This window comes from Leptolyngbya sp. FACHB-36, from assembly GCF_014695955.1.
Lineage (GTDB): Bacteria > Cyanobacteriota > Cyanobacteriia > Leptolyngbyales > Leptolyngbyaceae > FACHB-36.
In genome coordinates this window covers 1-14,769 of record NZ_JACJPG010000611.1, presented here as the reverse complement: position 1 = coordinate 14,769, position 14,769 = coordinate 1, and the positions used below count along the sequence as shown (strand labels likewise).

Sequence of the window (14,769 nt, the reverse complement as noted above, 5' to 3'; positions counted from 1 at the left end):
CGAGTTCCTGGGCGATCGGCTCGACCCCAATCTTCCACTTCAGCGTCCGAAATCCCTGCTGATGGAGCATTTTCCATGCAGACAGCGCGGCTTCTCCCGCAGGCAGCAAGCGACTGTAGGACAAAGCAGGGGATTTTGAATTTTGAATTTTGAATTTTGAATTTTGAATTTCTTCCCACGCTGATTCCAGCCCAAACTGGCACGCGGGCAGCGAATCGGGCACCAACAAAATCTCTGACTCAGATAGATCCGTAGGCAACTGGCAGCAAAACGCTAGCGCTTGCTCGACGGTTTCGGAACCGAACCAAGGCACGGGCGCAATCTCGCCCCAACCGATCGCACCCGTTGCGCTCGCGAGACGGAGAATTACCCCTTCGCGTACGCTCCAAACACCGTGGTGCGTCGTTAACGGACGCTTGAATCGACGACGGTAGGGCGAGAACTGGAACGAGTAGGACATTAGGTCGGCAGCAAAAAACCAATTCCCAGAAAAATGCCGCTCCAAAAGTGCAGCGACACGGCAATAAATTTGCAGTTGCTCACACGTTCGGGCTTGTTGTGATTTGCGCCAACGTGCTGGCAAAGCTTGATTGCGGTCGGCAAGCTACCAAATATCAGCAGCGTCCACAGGGAAAACATGCCCAGCCAGACAAACAGCCCCGTCAGCGCATACAAGCTGCCGCAGAGCCAAGGCAGCAATTGAGCAGCTCTGGCGGTTCCCATGCGAACGATCGGAGATCGCTTGCCCACAGCCTCGTCGTCTTTGACCTGATGGAAATGGGAGCAGAGCAAAATTAGGCTGGTGGAGATGCCGACGATCGTCGAGGCTGCCAGGTTCGTACCCGACCAGGCTTTGGTTTGGCTGTAGTAGGCAGCAGCAAACGCCAGCGGACCAAAGGCAAAAAAGCAGAGAATTTCGCCCCAGCCCTGGTAGCTCAGTCGAAATGGAGGTCCCTGATAGATATAGCCGAGAACACAGCAGACAAGAATGATGGCAACTACGGTTGGGTCTTGCTGCACCGTGGCGATCGCCCCGATGCCAAACAGTCCCGTAGCGAGACAGAGATTTCCCAGCCAAAAAACCAACGATTTATTGTGCGTCAGGTTCACGAGCGAGTGATGCTTGTTCACATCAACGCCTGTTTCCGAGTCAAACACATCGTTGCTGAGGTTTTCCCAAGCCAGAATTAAAATTGCCGAGAACACAAATGTCGAGAAAATGCCCGCCTGCAACGTTCTGGTTTCGGCAACCGCGATCGCGGTTCCTATCAGAATTGGCATAATCGCAACGCTATACATCGGCGGCTTAATCGCTGCCAGCCATAGCTTATTTGTGGAGTGCTCAACCGTTTTTGTTGTCATTTCGTTACAAGAATTGAGTTCAATATCCCGCAGTTTCATCATTCTACGGTTTGGTGGATCTGGCTCTGTGCTTGAGGTGTAAAGCCTTTAAACTTCGCAACATTCACCGCTGCCAATTCAGATTTAACTTGTACACTAACCGCACAAGCTGATGGGGTTTCTCGGAGATGATCACGAATTGGCTTGCTTCCAAGTCACCCGTTCTCATACCTAAGCAGGTAGCCGCAGTCACTATACTGAGAGAACGACCCATTGCGCCTGTTACATGCCAGTTACATCGTCCTGCAACCGCCTGTTGCAAAGCCGCAGGGACCTCTATCAACTCCTTGCTGCTTGCCAGGAAGATAGTGTTACGGAAGACAGCGTTACGAAAGATGGTCCGCGCATTTTTAGCGTTTCGTTAGACATTGGTCCCGTTGATCCGTTAGCCGTGCTGCACCAGTTAGCGCAGCCGAACGAATTAAATTTCTATTTTGAGAAGCGCAACCGAGAATCATCCTCAATTCCAGGACGATCGATCGCGGCGATCGGGTCGGTCGATCAGCTTCAGGTACAAGGTAGGCATCGCTTCGCCGCCGCCAACGAGTTTGTCCAAGCAACCAGTGCTCGGACGCGGTCAGTCGGAGACGATCCACTAGGCGGACCGTACTGGTTCTGTAGCTTCACATTTTCTAATGACGCTGCAAATCAGGACAATCCGTTTCCCGCAGCCACCGTGTTTCTACCGCGCTGGCAGGTGATTCGCCAAGACGATCGCGCGGTTCTAACGGTCAATCTAGTGCTGCATTCTAACCGTCCTCTGGCGCACGTCGTAGACGAAACGTGGGAAACCATCCAGGCAATTAAAGCAATTCGCTACGAGTTTCCCGGTCCTGTTTTTCAGGCACACGGTTGGACAACACGACGCGATGTGACGGATACCCAGCACTTCAAGCAAGCAGTGCGATCGATTCGGACCGCAATTCAGCGGCAGGACTTTCACAAGCTCGTGCTGGCACACGCGATCGACGTGCGATCGCCGCTGCCGTTTCAGACCACCGCGACATTGCACAACCTGCGGACGCTCTATCCCGACTGCTACACCGTTGCTACTAGCAGCGGCACCGGACACACCTTTGTCAGCGCCAGTCCAGAGCGGCTCGTCAGCCTGCGCGATCGGCAGCTTTACACAGATGCGCTAGCGGGGTCTGCGCCACGCGGCAAGACCACAGACGACGATGCTGCTGTAGCGGAGCAACTGCTGCACAGCGCCAAAGACTTACACGAGCACCAGCTTGTTGTGGACTTTATTAGCGGATGCCTGCAGCAGCTAGGGCTAACTCCAGAGCGATCGCCTCTGCGCCTGCTGCGCCTGCCAAACATCCAGCATCTCCACACGCCGCTTCGGGCAGTGGTGCCGCCGCAGGTGTCTCTGCTGGACATTGTGGCGGCACTGCACCCAACGCCCGCCGTAGCTGGAGTGCCAAGAGACCTTACCTGTCAGCAGATTCGCCGCTACGAGCAATTTGAGCGATCGCTCTACGCAGGCGCGATCGGCTGGTTGGACCATCAGGGCAACGGCGAATTCATCGTTGGCATTCGCTCGGCGTTAATTGACGGCTGCTGCGCTCGCCTATTTGCTGGGGCTGGAATCGTTGCGGGGTCCGATCCAGAGCAAGAACTCGCAGAAGTGCAGCTTAAACTTCAAGCTCTGCTTCAGGCGATCGTGTAATTCTTCAAGCCATTCATCGTGAAGACGATAGTGCTATGACTTCGTTCACTGACTCCACAGAACTGACTGCCTTCCCAGACCACACGCAGCTTCCAGCGTCGAATGGTGCCTTCGTGAAGAATTTTCAGGAGCATCCTCAAAGTCTGTTACTGACCGATGCCATTAAGCCCGTTCTAGATCGTCGTCATCCAGATGGACACTACTGCATCGGTCAAGACTGCGGCATCTACTGGCGGCTGACAGATCCACCAGAGCGCGGTGCCGAAGCACTCGACTGGTTCTACGTTCCCAATGTGCCGCCGATGCTAGATGGAGTCGTCCGTCGCTCCTACGTCCTGTGGCGAGAGTTCATTGCACCGCTGAGCGTGGTGGAATTCGCCTCAGGCGACGGGTCCGAGGAGCGAGACACAACCCCGTGGACGGGCAAGTTCTGGATTTACGAGCAGGTGATTCGCCCTGCGTTTTACGCCATTTATGAAGTCAGCCGTGCTAGCGTCGAAGTCTACCATCTGGTGGAAGGACAGTACCATCGCCTTCCAGTGAACGATCGCGGACATTGGTCGATCGCGGCTCTGAACGTCGAACTGGGCATTTGGAACGGTCGCTACCAGAACTTAGAACTTCCTTGGCTGCGCTGGTGGGATGCTCAGGGCAACCTGCTGCTAATCGGGGAAGAACGCGCCGAGCACGCAGAAGCGAAAGCTGACCAAACCGAACAGCTGCTCCAGCAGGAACGCCAGCGGGCACAACGGTTAGCAGAGCTTCTGCGGGCGCAGGGAATTGACCCAGACTCATGACTAGCCGCCTATTTTGAACGCTTCATGTCTATTGATTTTACAAATACAAATCTCGTCTGGACTTCGATCCTGGCGGAAACGCTGCATCGGCTGGGGCTGACCACCGCGATCGTCTGTCCAGGTTCGCGATCGGCTCCATTGGCGATCGCCTTTGCCAACCATCCGGACATTGAAGCCATTCCAGCGCTAGATGAGCGATCGGCAAGCTTTTTCGCGCTAGGAGTGGCGCGTCAGAGTAAGCAACCCGTCGTGTTGGTGTGTACGTCGGGAACCGCCGGGGCAAATTTCTATGCCGCTGTGATCGAAGCAAGAGAAAGCCGTGTACCTCTCCTGGTGCTAACCGCCGATCGCCCTCCGGAACTGCGCGAGTGCAACGCTGGACAGGCGATCGACCAGCATCGCCTCTACGGCAGCTTTCCCAACTGGCACGCCGAAATTGCCCTGCCCTCTCTGGACCCATTTCTACTCGCCTACCTGCGACAAACCCTCATCCACGCTTGGGAGCAAACCCTTTACCCCGTCGCAGGGCCCGTCCACCTTAACCTCCCGTTCCGTGACCCGCTTGCTCCCATTCCCGACTCGCAGGCGCAAGCGCTTGTCTTCGATTCCACGGCCTTCTTCGCCTCCATCACTCCCCAACGCTCGATTCTCCCTGCTCCGCTCCCTGCTGCCTCACTGCCCCACTCCCCCCACGGTCTGATCATTGTTGGTCCCGCCCAGCCCGCCGTTCCAGACCGCTACTGCCACGCGATCGCTCGCCTCTCGAAGCTGACGGGCTATCCCGTGCTGGCAGAAGGGCTGTCGCCGCTGCGGAACTACGCCGACCTGAACCCAAACCTGATTTCTACCTACGACTTGATTTTGCGGAATCCCAAGCTGGCGCAACAATTAGCGCCCGATACAGTGATTCGCATCGGTGAAATGCCAACGAGTAAGCCGCTCCGCACGTGGCTAGCGACTGTGCAACCGCGCCAGTGGATTCTGGACCCCGATGGGCGCAATCTTGACCCGTTGCATGGTCCAACGACACATTTGCGTCGATCGGTAGAAGCGTTCGTAGACGGATTAGGCGATCAGGCACCTGCATCCCCCAGTTCGTATCTAAATCAATGGTGCGCGGCAGAGGCTCAAGTACGACGGGCGATCGATCACCGCATGAGCGACCTTAGCGCTTTATTTGAGGGCAAAGCGGCATGGCTGCTTTCTAAAGTGCTACCCACAGGAACGCCGCTATTCATCAGCAGCAGTATGCCCGTGCGCGATGTGGAGTCGTTTTGGGCAACGGGAACGACTCGGGTTCGTCCGTTCTTTAACCGAGGCGCAAACGGCATCGATGGCAGCCTATCCACGGCGCTCGGAATGGCTCATCGGCAGCAGAGCAGCGTCATGCTAACCGGAGATTTGTCGTTTCTGCACGACACCAACGGCTTGCTGCTGCGGAATCACTTCGTGGGGCACCTGACGATCGTGCTGATCAACAACGACGGCGGCGGCATTTTTGAGATGCTGCCCATCGCCCGCTTCGAGCCGCCCTTCGAGCGCTTTTTTGCCACACCGCAGGCGATCGACTTCGCCAAACTCTGCGCCACCTACGATGTTCAGCACGAAGTAATCACGAATTGGCAGCAGCTAGAAGCCCGCTTGAACCCGCTGCCGCCGACTGGAATTCGCGTCCTGGAACTGCGGACCGATCGCAAAGCGGATGCCGAATGGCGGCAGAATAAGCTAGGTACTTTTGCGGTATCTGTACAACTCCCCACGGTTTAATTCCAGTCAGCCATCACGGGTCCGTCGTCTGTAGCAGCTCCATCTGCTACTAACGGCTGATTACTGGCGACTGACGATTCACCACCGACTCACCCCCAATTTCTATGTCAACCGACTGGCACGTTGCCAAAACCTACGAAGATATCACCTATCACAAAGCCGACGGCATTGCCAAAATCACCATTAACCGCCCCCACAAGCGCAATGCCTTTCGCCCCAAAACCGTTGTGGAACTCTACGACGCATTTGCCAACGCCCGCGAGGATACGCGCATCGGCGTGGTGCTGTTTACGGGCGCAGGTCCGCATACAGACGGTAAGTATGCTTTTTGCGCAGGTGGCGATCAGAGCGTACGCGGACACGCCGGCTATGTAGACGATGCGGGCGTTCCGCGCCTGAACGTGCTGGATTTACAGCGATTAATCCGATCGATGCCCAAGGTCATTATTGCGCTGGTGGCAGGCTACGCGATCGGCGGTGGACACGTGCTGCATCTGCTGTGCGACCTAACAATCGCCGCAGACAACGCCATTTTTGGGCAAACAGGTCCGAAAGTTGGCAGCTTTGATGGTGGATTTGGTGCCAGCTACCTCGCCCGCATCGTGGGGCAGAAGAAAGCGCGAGAAATTTGGTATCTTTGCCGCCAATACACCGCGGCTCAAGCGCTTGAGATGGGACTCGTCAATTGCGTCGTCCCCGTCGAGCAGCTAGAGGCGGAAGGCGTCCAATGGGCAGAAGAGATTTTAGCCAAAAGCCCGATCGCCATCCGCTGCCTCAAAGCAGCATTTAACGCTGACTGCGACGGGCAAGCAGGCTTACAGGAGTTGGCAGGCAATGCCACTCTGCTCTACTACATGAGCGAGGAGGGGTCCGAAGGAAAGCAAGCCTTTTTGGAAAAGAGATCGCCCAACTTCCGCCAGTACCCCTGGTTGCCTTGACCGAGACAAGGTCGGTTCAGTTCAACCTGAGATTCTTTTGCGATCGGATAAATCTTCAAGCGGATGAAGTTGTCTTTAAAAAAGTAGGAGCACTGATCAGAGTGCTCCTACTTTTTGTAGTTTAAAAAACTATTTTGTGATAATTATCTTGCGATTGGTTCAGCCACTTTTGAAGCAATTGTAACGGTTTCTAATGCCCTTTCTGCACCGGCACTTATTGAGTTCGTTACTTCGCGCAACGGAAGCATCGGCTGCCAATGTATGACATCCCCAAGGCTGTTCCAGGTACGCTGAAACGGTGGGATCGCCAGACTGCAGGCTCTCCAGCTACCTTGAACAGTAACGTTGAGCTGCTGGCAGTGTCCACCACGCCGTCCCTGCGGCGTGTAGTGCCGACAGTACCGACAGGCGAATGTGGAATTAGTTGGGGTGGTCATAAAGGATTGTTTTGAAAACGGAATTGATACTTATTCTGATTCACCTAAATTCCTAGTAATTACAGAAACAAGCCCTACAATTCCGCTTCCATCAGCCTTTGAGGGATCGCAGACTGAAATCGGCTTTAAGATTGTTTTCATGTTTGTGAAACCATGAGCAACATTTGAGCTGTAATTCTGTTATCTCACGCACAATCAGGCTTGTTTTTTGCTAAAAACCGTAGGGGATCACTGAAAATTAGAAATTCGACACTCTTAAGGTATTTCCAATTGAGACTGGATTACCTCTGTCAATTTACAGATTGTGAGAGTGAGGACTCACGTCACCGGGAACAGCTCCAAGCAGCACAGGATTTCGGTATGTAGCACCGTTGGCTTCCATAAAGTACCCAATCTCTCTGGGATTGTTATACAAATCGTTATAAAAAGAGTGTGATTACCACTGCTTTGCAGCACAGTGGGCACAGACGCTCCAGCGATCGAGCTCTCCGGCAGGCGTTGGACACTGACACTCTGGACACAACGGCAAGTCTTGCATTCGCGATTGCACAGACGCTGCCCACTGCTGAAAGGCTTGTGTCGGATCGCTGAATTCCGTCGATCGCGGCTGCGGCACCGCTGCCAATCGGCTTGGGTGCGCCTGCCAGAGCTGGGTCTGCTGCTCGGAGCCAAACGAGGAGACAATCGCTTTGCGGTCTTGCCACTGCGCTGTAGAGAACCGAATGTCGGTTAGCGGCGTTGGCAAGTGCGGATTCAGTTTCTCCAGAATTCGTCGTCGATCGAACATCAAATTCTGCGCCCACGCGGCGCTGGACGTCGCCACCCGCAGCACACCGCGTTGCACCGCTAGCGGCTGCGTCTGGGTGGCAGCAGCCGGACCCACAGCCTCTACCCAACACTGAAGCAAGCGCTGTAACTGCTGGCGTTCGGGGGACTGATACTGCGCCTCTAGCCCCGTGAGGACCTGAGAAATCGAGTTTAGCGCCATGAGAAAAAGCGATCGCGGTTTGGCAAAACAGTGTATAACGTTAACTCACTCGTCACTCACCGTCCCCCTGAGCAGGAGTCGTGATATGCATCAGTATTCCAGAGCCGACGGTTCCATCCAGTCCGCACCAAACCACAGGCTGGACGACGGTTCCGCCCCGGTAGAGTCTATTCATCCAGTTTTACATACGGCTCTAGCGAATCTGGATGTGCAGCTAGAGGATGAACTGGCGCGATACCGACGGCAGCGAATCAGCGGACGATCGACTCCAGCCAAGCGCCGAACCGCTAGCCCAGTGCCGGAGCAAGTTTCCCTACCATCAACCGCCAGCCCAGCGGTTCCGCAGGCGCGATCGACTCCGGCAGTTGCGGAACCGTCTGCCTGGGACGACCCAGCGCCTTCACTTGCCATCGCCACGGCATCCGAGCGTGCCCTGACGCCCGAACCGCCCACTCTAAGTGACGATTTGTTTACGCCGGAGTCGAGGCAAAATGCCCTCGTACGAACGGCTCCAGAACTAGACGACTATCTGGAATCATCTGAAGAGCTGCTGCGCAGTTTGGCAGCGGAAGAAGCGCAAGTGCAAGCAGAGCGCGGCTTCATGCAGAGCTTGCTAACTCCTCTGGGTGTCGGGTCGATGCTGTTGCTGCTGCTCTCCAGCGCGCTGTTTGGCTACGTGGTGATGAATCCAACTGGAATTAGCCGCCTGTTCGCTTCGGATAAATCAAACTCTGCATCCACCAGTCAAACGCCAAACGATACACCACAGTTAGATGGTTCGACGATCGCCCCACAGCCGAATCTGGCGGCTCAGGAGTTCAAGGATTTGAATCTCAGCACCTTGAGCACGCTCAATCCGGGGAAAGCATCTCCCGCCGCCATGCCGAGTCCTCGCCCGTCTGTTGCTCCCGCGAGTCGCCCCGTGCCACCTGCGCCAACGACTTCCGCGCCCGCGACCTCTAGTGCGCCTCAGCTCGCGCCGCCAGAACCCGTCGCGCCTGCGCCTGCCCCTGTATCCAGCTACTCGACTCGCAGCGCCGCACCTGCGCCCAGCTACCCGACTCGCAGTGCCGCACCTGTGCCGCCCGCGCCACGAGTCACAGCCGCACCTGCGCCAGTGGAGCGATCGGTGGCAGTGCCACGATCGCTGCCGCCTGCTGCACCAACCACCAGTGCCGCTCCTCGCAGCGCTCCGCCTGGCGGCTATCCGGTGAAAGTTGAAATTCCCTTCGATGGCGACAATACGCTGGGAGTTGTTCAGAAAGTGGTTCCCGATGCGTACGTTCGCAGCGCCTCAGATGGCCGCGCCGTAATTCAAGGTGGCGCCTTTGGGACGCCTGCTGAAGCAGAAGCCCGTGCCGCAGAACTTCGCAAGCAAGGGATTTCGGCAGAAGTTAAACAGCGCTAGAGCGCTCCGATCGAGCAGGTGCGATAGGATTGAAGAGAGTTCTGAATGATAAATCTTGAATGATCAATTTTGGCTAGCCCACAGCATTGTTATTCAAAATTCATCATTTACAATTCAAAATTCGCCATCACTCAAGTCGTGGAGAGCGTCATGGGACTGTTTGACCGAATCTGGCGGTTGATTCGCGCTAATTTCAACAGTTTGGTCAGTCAGGCGGAGGACCCAGAGAAAATCCTGGAGCAGACCGTTCTGGACATGCAAGAGGATCTAATCCAGCTTCGGCAGGCAGTAGCGCAGGCGATCGCAACGCAAAAGCGCACCGAACGGCAATACTCTCAGGCAACCACTACCGCGAACGAATGGAAGAAACGCGCCCAACTCGCGCTGGAAAAGGGCGATGAAAACCTGGCGCGAGAAGCGCTGACGCGACGCAAATCCTACCAAGACACTGCCGAAGCGCTGAAGTCGCAGCTTGACCAGCAGGCAGGCATCGTCACCCAGCTTAAGCAGAACATGATAAAGCTGGAGAGCAAGATTTCTGAAGCGAAGACCAAGAAAGACCTCTACATTGCGCGGGCACGATCGGCCAAGGCAACCCAGCAGATCAACGAAATGATGGGGCGCGTAGGTACAGGCAGCGCGCTACAAGCCTTTGAGCGCATGGAAGAAAAAGTCTTGCAGCTAGAAGCGCAGTCTGAAGCGGTTGCAGAACTAGGCATGGACGATCTGGAAAAGCGCATTGAAGCCCTCGGCGAAACGGATGAAGTCGAGGCAGAACTGGCGGCAATGAAAAACCAGCTAATCACGGGAACAGAATCTGCTCAGCTTCCTTCTAGCACCACACCCGCAACTGACCCAGAATTGGAGAGGCTGCGATCGCAAATTGAAGGCTCCTAAAACCCCTATTTCTTGCACTGACCGTTAGTTAGAGGTGCATTGCATCAGACGCACCCCTTCAGCGCCTCTAGTTCCTCTCGCAGAGATCGTGGCGCGTAGCCCAACCCGAACGCCAAGGAGCTGTCCAACGAAGCGTTTGGCGATCGTGGCGCTGCCATTGGCACATCCTGCTGACGGCACGCGCTGACCGTGTCACTGGGTAGCTCCAGCACCTCTGCCATGAGTCGCCCAAACTCATAGCGCGAGATGCTCTCTTTACCGCCGAGATGAATTCGTCCGTGCACCTGTTGCAGCGCCAGCAGAATCCCTTGAGCCGCTGTCGTAGCGCTGACCGGAGTGCGAAACTCGTCGATGAATAGCGCTAGGCTTCCGCTCGATCGCAGCGTTTGCAGCCACGGCTGAATGAAGCTGCTTGCCGTTGGTGGCGCTGCCCCAAACATCAGCGGCATTCGACAGACCGCAGCATTGGGATAGTGGCTCAGCACCGCACCCTCTGCCAGCGCTTTTTGTTCGCCGTAGCGGTTGATTGGTGAAACTGGATCGCGTTCTCGGTAGGGCGGGTTTAACCCATCGAAGACCAAATCGGTTGAGGTAAACGCGAGGGGTACGGCACGATCGGCGCACAATTCTGCAATCAACGACGTTGCTGCCACGTTGACTCGGTAGGCGTCTTCTGGCTGGGTTTGACAAACGTTTGGGCTAGACTGGGCTGCCAGATGCGCTACAGCGTCGGGTCGAACCGTGTCAAACAGGTGCATGAGATCCTGAGCATTCGTTAGGTCAACCTTGAGTAGGGTTGCGTCGGGCAGGGCGATCGGTTGCCTCCAGTACGTCCCGTACACCTGCCAGTTCGCTAATGCAGCACGACAAAGATTCCAGCCCAAAAAGCCACTCGCACCAGTCACTAAAAGTTTTTTCATCGCCAAATCTGTCTTTCCTCGCTTGAGCCGTTAATCCCTCTGGTATCCTGTGAGTGATCTGCCGACCATCCTAACGAATGCCTCAAAGTCAACCCGTTTCCAGAGATGCCGCGCTGCAACGGTTGCGTACCATTAGCCACGTAATGGACAATGCGATTCCAATTCCTGGTACAACGTATCGAGTAGGAATTGATCCGCTGCTGGGCTTGCTTCCGGGCGCTGGAGACGTGGCGGGGAGTGCGCTCTCGGCATACATTATTTTGGAGGCGGCGCGATTTGGACTGCCACGATCGACCCTGACGCGGATGTTAGTCAACCTCGTTCTGGATTCAGTGTTTGGGTCACTGCCAATCATCGGAGACTTTTTTGACGCGACGTGGAAGGCAAACAGCCGTAACTTGGCGCTCTTGGAAGCGCACGTTGCCCATCCTCGCCCGCAGCAACGAGCCGATCGCGCATTTCTAGTGGTGCTAGTAATTGCGCTGGTGGCGATCGTACTTGGAGTCGCGACGGTTGCAACGCTGCTAGTCAGCTTGATTTGGCGAGCCATTAACGGTTGACGATCCGCTAGTCCATGAGGAATTAGTTAACGCACTTCATCACCAGTTCCAATGCCAAGCAAGATAGTTTTGCTGTTTATTTCTGCATCCTGCTCGACTGAAGAAGCAGTAATTTGAAGGGCGATTACTTCCTTGGCGATCGGATAGCTGAGATGTGATTGGTGATCAATTTGGAAATTGATCACCAATCACATCTTAATTAGTTAGAAATACTCCCTACTTCCTTCTTATTCCGGACAAGATATTCTGCATTCTCACAATTTAGTTGCAAGTAATTCTCTGACCTCCCTCTTTTAGCGGAGTGCTGAAACCGAAGCAAGCGTTAGGGTTGAGGTGTTAGCAACCTCTGAAAGAAGTTGCAAAAAACAATTTGAGAAAAGGAGTACAAAGCATGTCAGAGAATACGATCGATCCGAATCAGCTTGAGACGATTCAACATAACCAAGCACCTGATCCAGTTCAGACGGTTGCAACGGGTGTTGGAGTCGTCGGTGGTGGATTGGCGGGAGCCGTAATTGGTCGGTTAGTGGGTGGACGATTCGGTGCTGCCATTGGTGCAGTTGTTGGGGGCGTCGCGGGTGCTAACGTTGGGCGTGAAGCGGCTGAGGGCGTTGACCAAAAGATCGACGACGTGGTTGGTAGTGTAAAGCAGAACGTGAAGCAGACGGTTAACGAAATTAAGCCGTCTGTCATTAGTGCCGTAGATGCCGTAAAGCAAAATATTGATGCCGTTCAGCCTTCGGTACTAGGCGCGATCGATGCGGTCACCGAAACGATCGACGAAGCGCGTCCTGCCGTATCTGACGCAATTAATGCTGTGACCGAAACGATCGATGAAAGTCGTCCTTCTGTGGTGCAGACGGTGGACGCGGTCAGAGGGACCGTCGAAGATGCTCGACCAACCGTGAAGCAAGCCGTTCAGAGCGCCTCTGCAAGCATTCAATCTTCTGCCTCAAGTGTGGCAGACTCCGTGCAAGGTGCGGCGCAGTCCGTCAAAGGGGCAGTTCAGGACGCTCAGCCCAAGATGACTCAAACGATCGAGAGCGTGTCCGACAATGTCCAGTCCTCCGCTTCTAGCGTGGCAGACTCCGTTCAGCGCACGGCTCAGAGCGCTCAACCTAAAGTAACTCAAGCGATTGAGAGCGTGTCCGACAATGTCCAGTCCTCCGCTTCTAGCGTGGCAGACTCCGTTCAGCGCACGACTCAGGGTGCCGCTGCTGGAGCGACTCAAAACACTCAATCAACGATCCAGGAAGGAACGTCCGCAGGCATTGAGCCGATCATTGCCTCCGATCGAGTCAATCAACTGCAACCCGTCGATCAAACGAGTCAAATAACCGATCTGCCAATCGGATCATTCAACGATTCAAGCAATATCGAAGTAGCGCAGGTTGAATTCGATCGTGGAGTTATGCTGAGCAGCCAAGGCGATTTGGTCGGGGCTGAAACTGCGTTTAGAGAAGTTGCCCGTCTCATACCGGATTCTCCTGAAGCGCAGTTCAACCTAGGCGTTGTGCTGTTCCAGTTGGGTAGAGAAGGTGAGGGGATTGCGCACATTCGCCGATCGCGCGATATTAGCCGCATCTTGGGTGAGACTCAGGCGGTAGAGAACCTCGATCGCATCCTCCAGCAGGTAGAAGCAACTAGCTAAACCAGCTACGTTTGATGGGGGCTAAGCCCCCATGCTTCGTTAAAGCTCGAAGAGTTTCTTGTGAGTAGGGTGAGTATTATTCGCCCTACTCTTTTGGTGCGTTTGCTATACTGGCACTCTAAAACTTGAAATAGTCTATATAGCCAGTCAAAAACGGTTGGGGTGGGGGGAGACCGTCTATTGACGTGACATCCTAACATCAGCTAGATTTCAGTCGCTTAGCTTATTGCTCCTGAGGTGAAGAAATCAGTAATTATTCCTCTATTAAATCTTTAGAACGCTTGTTAGTTGATATTTACAACGCTACGTCAATCTAATGCCCAATTCGAGATAGGCTTACGATAGATTGCTCTGCAAAGTGGCACAATTATTCTCCTAATGACTCACAGTCTTTATAGCTTGCGGTCATAGCCGCTATGAAAATTTTACTGATAGAGGATGATGGATTAATCGCTGAGCCACTTGCCAAAGCTCTAATTGATCAACATTATGTTGTTGATGTGGTGGCAGATGGTGAAGCAGGTTGGGAACTGCTGGAATCGTTTACCTATGACCTAATTCTGCTGGATGTAATTCTGCCCAAGCTGGATGGGATTAGCTTATGTCGTAAGCTGCGATCGCAAGGGAACCGGACTCCCATTCTGCTGTTAACCGCCCAACAAGCTAGCACCAACAAAGTAATGGGCTTGGATGCGGGAGCAGATGACTATGTTGCCAAGCCGTTTAATCTACAAGAGCTATTAGCGCGTATTCGTGCCCTACTGCGTCGGGGCAACACTGCCTTGCCGCCGCTGCTGGAGTGGCGAAATTTGAGGCTAGACCCTAGCATTTGTGAAGTCACCTGCGAGCATCAACTGGTACGGCTGACTCCAAAGGAATACGGGTTACTAGAGCTTCTCTTGCGAAACCCCCACCGCATTTTCAACACGAGTGCGTTAATCGATCACATTTGGTCGTTTGAAGAACCGCCCACCGAAGATACTATCCGCTCCCATGTTAAGGGACTCCGCCAGAAGCTTAAGGCAGCAGGGGCCTTAGGCGATCCGATCGAAACCGTTTACGGCATTGGCTATCGACTTCGACCTGGAGAAGAAAAGCGTCAAGACCTCAAGGAATCTCGGAGCAACGATGGAAAGGGGCAGCGTGAGTTAGATCGACTCCGCGTTGAATCGGAGACGATCGCCGGAATTGTTGATATTTGGGAGCAGGTCAAGGAGGCGGTCGATCGACGGGTTGCCGTGCTTGAGCAAGCCGTGGCGCTGCTGCTGCAAGATCAGTTGACTGAGGCGCTGCGACAGCAGGCAGAGCAGGAGTCTCATAAGCTAGCTGGCTC

15 protein-coding genes are annotated in these 14,769 nt (G+C 54.6%); 9 read left to right on the top strand and 6 right to left on the bottom strand.

From position 1 onward, the window contains the following. Together menC and menA are read right to left on the bottom strand one after the other, a co-directional pair. A partial coding sequence (gene menC / locus H6F43_RS18335) for an o-succinylbenzoate synthase (protein ID WP_190344152.1) occupies window positions 1-460 on the bottom strand: 460 nt, incomplete at its 3' end. After that, window positions 460-1,362: a 2-carboxy-1,4-naphthoquinone phytyltransferase gene (gene menA / locus H6F43_RS18330; RefSeq protein WP_190344151.1), complete on the bottom strand. Its 903-nt coding sequence runs from the start codon at window positions 1,360-1,362 to the stop codon at window positions 460-462. The genes menA and menC, both read right to left, overlap by 1 nt. Before the next feature lie 265 nt (window positions 1,363-1,627). Between menA and H6F43_RS18325 the strand changes: the two genes are divergently transcribed. The 4 genes from H6F43_RS18325 (at window position 1,628) to menB (ending at window position 6,575) form a co-directional block, all read left to right on the top strand. Continuing rightward, a complete protein-coding gene (locus H6F43_RS18325; protein ID WP_190344150.1) occupies window positions 1,628-3,073 on the top strand; it encodes an isochorismate synthase in 1,446 nt (481 codons plus the stop codon). A gap of 35 nt (window positions 3,074-3,108) precedes the next feature. Continuing rightward, the gene (locus H6F43_RS18320) at window positions 3,109-3,870 is read left to right on the top strand and encodes a Uma2 family endonuclease (RefSeq protein WP_190344149.1); all 762 of its coding nucleotides are present in this window, start codon (window positions 3,109-3,111) and stop codon (window positions 3,868-3,870) included. Window positions 3,871-3,894: 24 nt separating this feature from the next. Continuing rightward, a complete protein-coding gene (gene menD / locus H6F43_RS18315; protein ID WP_190344148.1) occupies window positions 3,895-5,637 on the top strand; it encodes a 2-succinyl-5-enolpyruvyl-6-hydroxy-3-cyclohexene-1-carboxylic-acid synthase in 1,743 nt (580 codons plus the stop codon). Window positions 5,638-5,741: 104 nt separating this feature from the next. Beyond that, complete coding sequence (gene menB, locus H6F43_RS18310) at window positions 5,742-6,575, top strand: 1,4-dihydroxy-2-naphthoyl-CoA synthase (RefSeq protein ID WP_190344147.1); 834 nt, start codon at window positions 5,742-5,744, stop codon at window positions 6,573-6,575. A gap of 143 nt (window positions 6,576-6,718) precedes the next feature. On the opposite strand, the gene H6F43_RS23245 is transcribed toward menB, so the two are convergent. Together H6F43_RS23245 and H6F43_RS18305 are read right to left on the bottom strand one after the other, a co-directional pair. Then, window positions 6,719-7,012 (bottom strand): hypothetical protein, encoded by a 294-nt coding sequence (locus tag H6F43_RS23245; RefSeq protein ID WP_347272436.1) that lies wholly within the window; start codon window positions 7,010-7,012, stop codon window positions 6,719-6,721. A 436-nt stretch (window positions 7,013-7,448) separates the two neighbouring features. Then, window positions 7,449-8,000, bottom strand: a complete 552-nt coding sequence (locus H6F43_RS18305; RefSeq protein WP_190344146.1) for a DciA family protein — start codon at window positions 7,998-8,000, stop codon at window positions 7,449-7,451. 85 nt (window positions 8,001-8,085) lie between these two features. Here H6F43_RS18305 and H6F43_RS18300 point away from each other — a divergent pair, with 85 nt between their 5' ends. Both H6F43_RS18300 and H6F43_RS18295 read left to right on the top strand, forming a co-directional pair. Next, the gene (locus tag H6F43_RS18300) at window positions 8,086-9,408 is read left to right on the top strand and encodes a hypothetical protein (RefSeq protein WP_190344145.1); all 1,323 of its coding nucleotides are present in this window, start codon (window positions 8,086-8,088) and stop codon (window positions 9,406-9,408) included. Between the two features lie 150 nt (window positions 9,409-9,558). Continuing rightward, on the top strand, window positions 9,559-10,305 hold the full coding sequence (locus H6F43_RS18295; protein WP_190344144.1) for a PspA/IM30 family protein: 747 nt from the start codon (window positions 9,559-9,561) through the stop codon (window positions 10,303-10,305). Window positions 10,306-10,349: 44 nt separating this feature from the next. On the opposite strand, the gene H6F43_RS18290 is transcribed toward H6F43_RS18295, so the two are convergent. Then, window positions 10,350-11,225, bottom strand: coding sequence for an NAD(P)-dependent oxidoreductase (locus H6F43_RS18290; protein ID WP_190344143.1), 876 nt, complete (start codon window positions 11,223-11,225; stop codon window positions 10,350-10,352). A gap of 77 nt (window positions 11,226-11,302) precedes the next feature. Between H6F43_RS18290 and H6F43_RS18285 the strand changes: the two genes are divergently transcribed. Then, complete coding sequence (locus tag H6F43_RS18285; protein ID WP_190344142.1) at window positions 11,303-11,785, top strand: DUF4112 domain-containing protein; 483 nt, start codon at window positions 11,303-11,305, stop codon at window positions 11,783-11,785. A 26-nt stretch (window positions 11,786-11,811) separates the two neighbouring features. On the opposite strand, the gene H6F43_RS18280 is transcribed toward H6F43_RS18285, so the two are convergent. Next, window positions 11,812-11,973, bottom strand: coding sequence for a hypothetical protein (locus H6F43_RS18280; protein WP_190344141.1), 162 nt, complete (start codon window positions 11,971-11,973; stop codon window positions 11,812-11,814). 203 nt (window positions 11,974-12,176) lie between these two features. On the opposite strand from H6F43_RS18280, the gene H6F43_RS18275 reads away from it, so the two are divergent. Together H6F43_RS18275 and H6F43_RS18270 are read left to right on the top strand one after the other, a co-directional pair. Further along, window positions 12,177-13,436: a glycine zipper domain-containing protein gene (locus H6F43_RS18275; protein WP_190344140.1), complete on the top strand. Its 1,260-nt coding sequence runs from the start codon at window positions 12,177-12,179 to the stop codon at window positions 13,434-13,436. A gap of 416 nt (window positions 13,437-13,852) precedes the next feature. Then, on the top strand, window positions 13,853-14,769 hold a 917-nt coding region (locus H6F43_RS18270; RefSeq protein ID WP_190344139.1), incomplete at its 3' end, for a response regulator transcription factor.

Coding starts and splice junctions, on each gene's coding strand:
- menD (WP_190344148.1), top strand. CDS start 3,895: ATGTCTATTGATTTTACAAATACAAATCTCGTCTGGACTTCGATCCTG.
- H6F43_RS18285 (WP_190344142.1), top strand. CDS start 11,303: ATGCCTCAAAGTCAACCCGTTTCCAGAGATGCCGCGCTGCAACGGTTG.
- H6F43_RS18305 (WP_190344146.1), bottom strand. CDS start 8,000: ATGGCGCTAAACTCGATTTCTCAGGTCCTCACGGGGCTAGAGGCGCAG.
- menB (WP_190344147.1), top strand. CDS start 5,742: ATGTCAACCGACTGGCACGTTGCCAAAACCTACGAAGATATCACCTAT.
- H6F43_RS18290 (WP_190344143.1), bottom strand. CDS start 11,225: ATGAAAAAACTTTTAGTGACTGGTGCGAGTGGCTTTTTGGGCTGGAAT.
- H6F43_RS18320 (WP_190344149.1), top strand. CDS start 3,109: ATGACTTCGTTCACTGACTCCACAGAACTGACTGCCTTCCCAGACCAC.
- H6F43_RS18300 (WP_190344145.1), top strand. CDS start 8,086: ATGCATCAGTATTCCAGAGCCGACGGTTCCATCCAGTCCGCACCAAAC.
- menA (WP_190344151.1), bottom strand. CDS start 1,362: ATGACAACAAAAACGGTTGAGCACTCCACAAATAAGCTATGGCTGGCA.
- H6F43_RS18295 (WP_190344144.1), top strand. CDS start 9,559: ATGGGACTGTTTGACCGAATCTGGCGGTTGATTCGCGCTAATTTCAAC.
- H6F43_RS18325 (WP_190344150.1), top strand. CDS start 1,628: ATGCCAGTTACATCGTCCTGCAACCGCCTGTTGCAAAGCCGCAGGGAC.
- H6F43_RS23245 (WP_347272436.1), bottom strand. CDS start 7,012: ATGACCACCCCAACTAATTCCACATTCGCCTGTCGGTACTGTCGGCAC.
- H6F43_RS18275 (WP_190344140.1), top strand. CDS start 12,177: ATGTCAGAGAATACGATCGATCCGAATCAGCTTGAGACGATTCAACAT.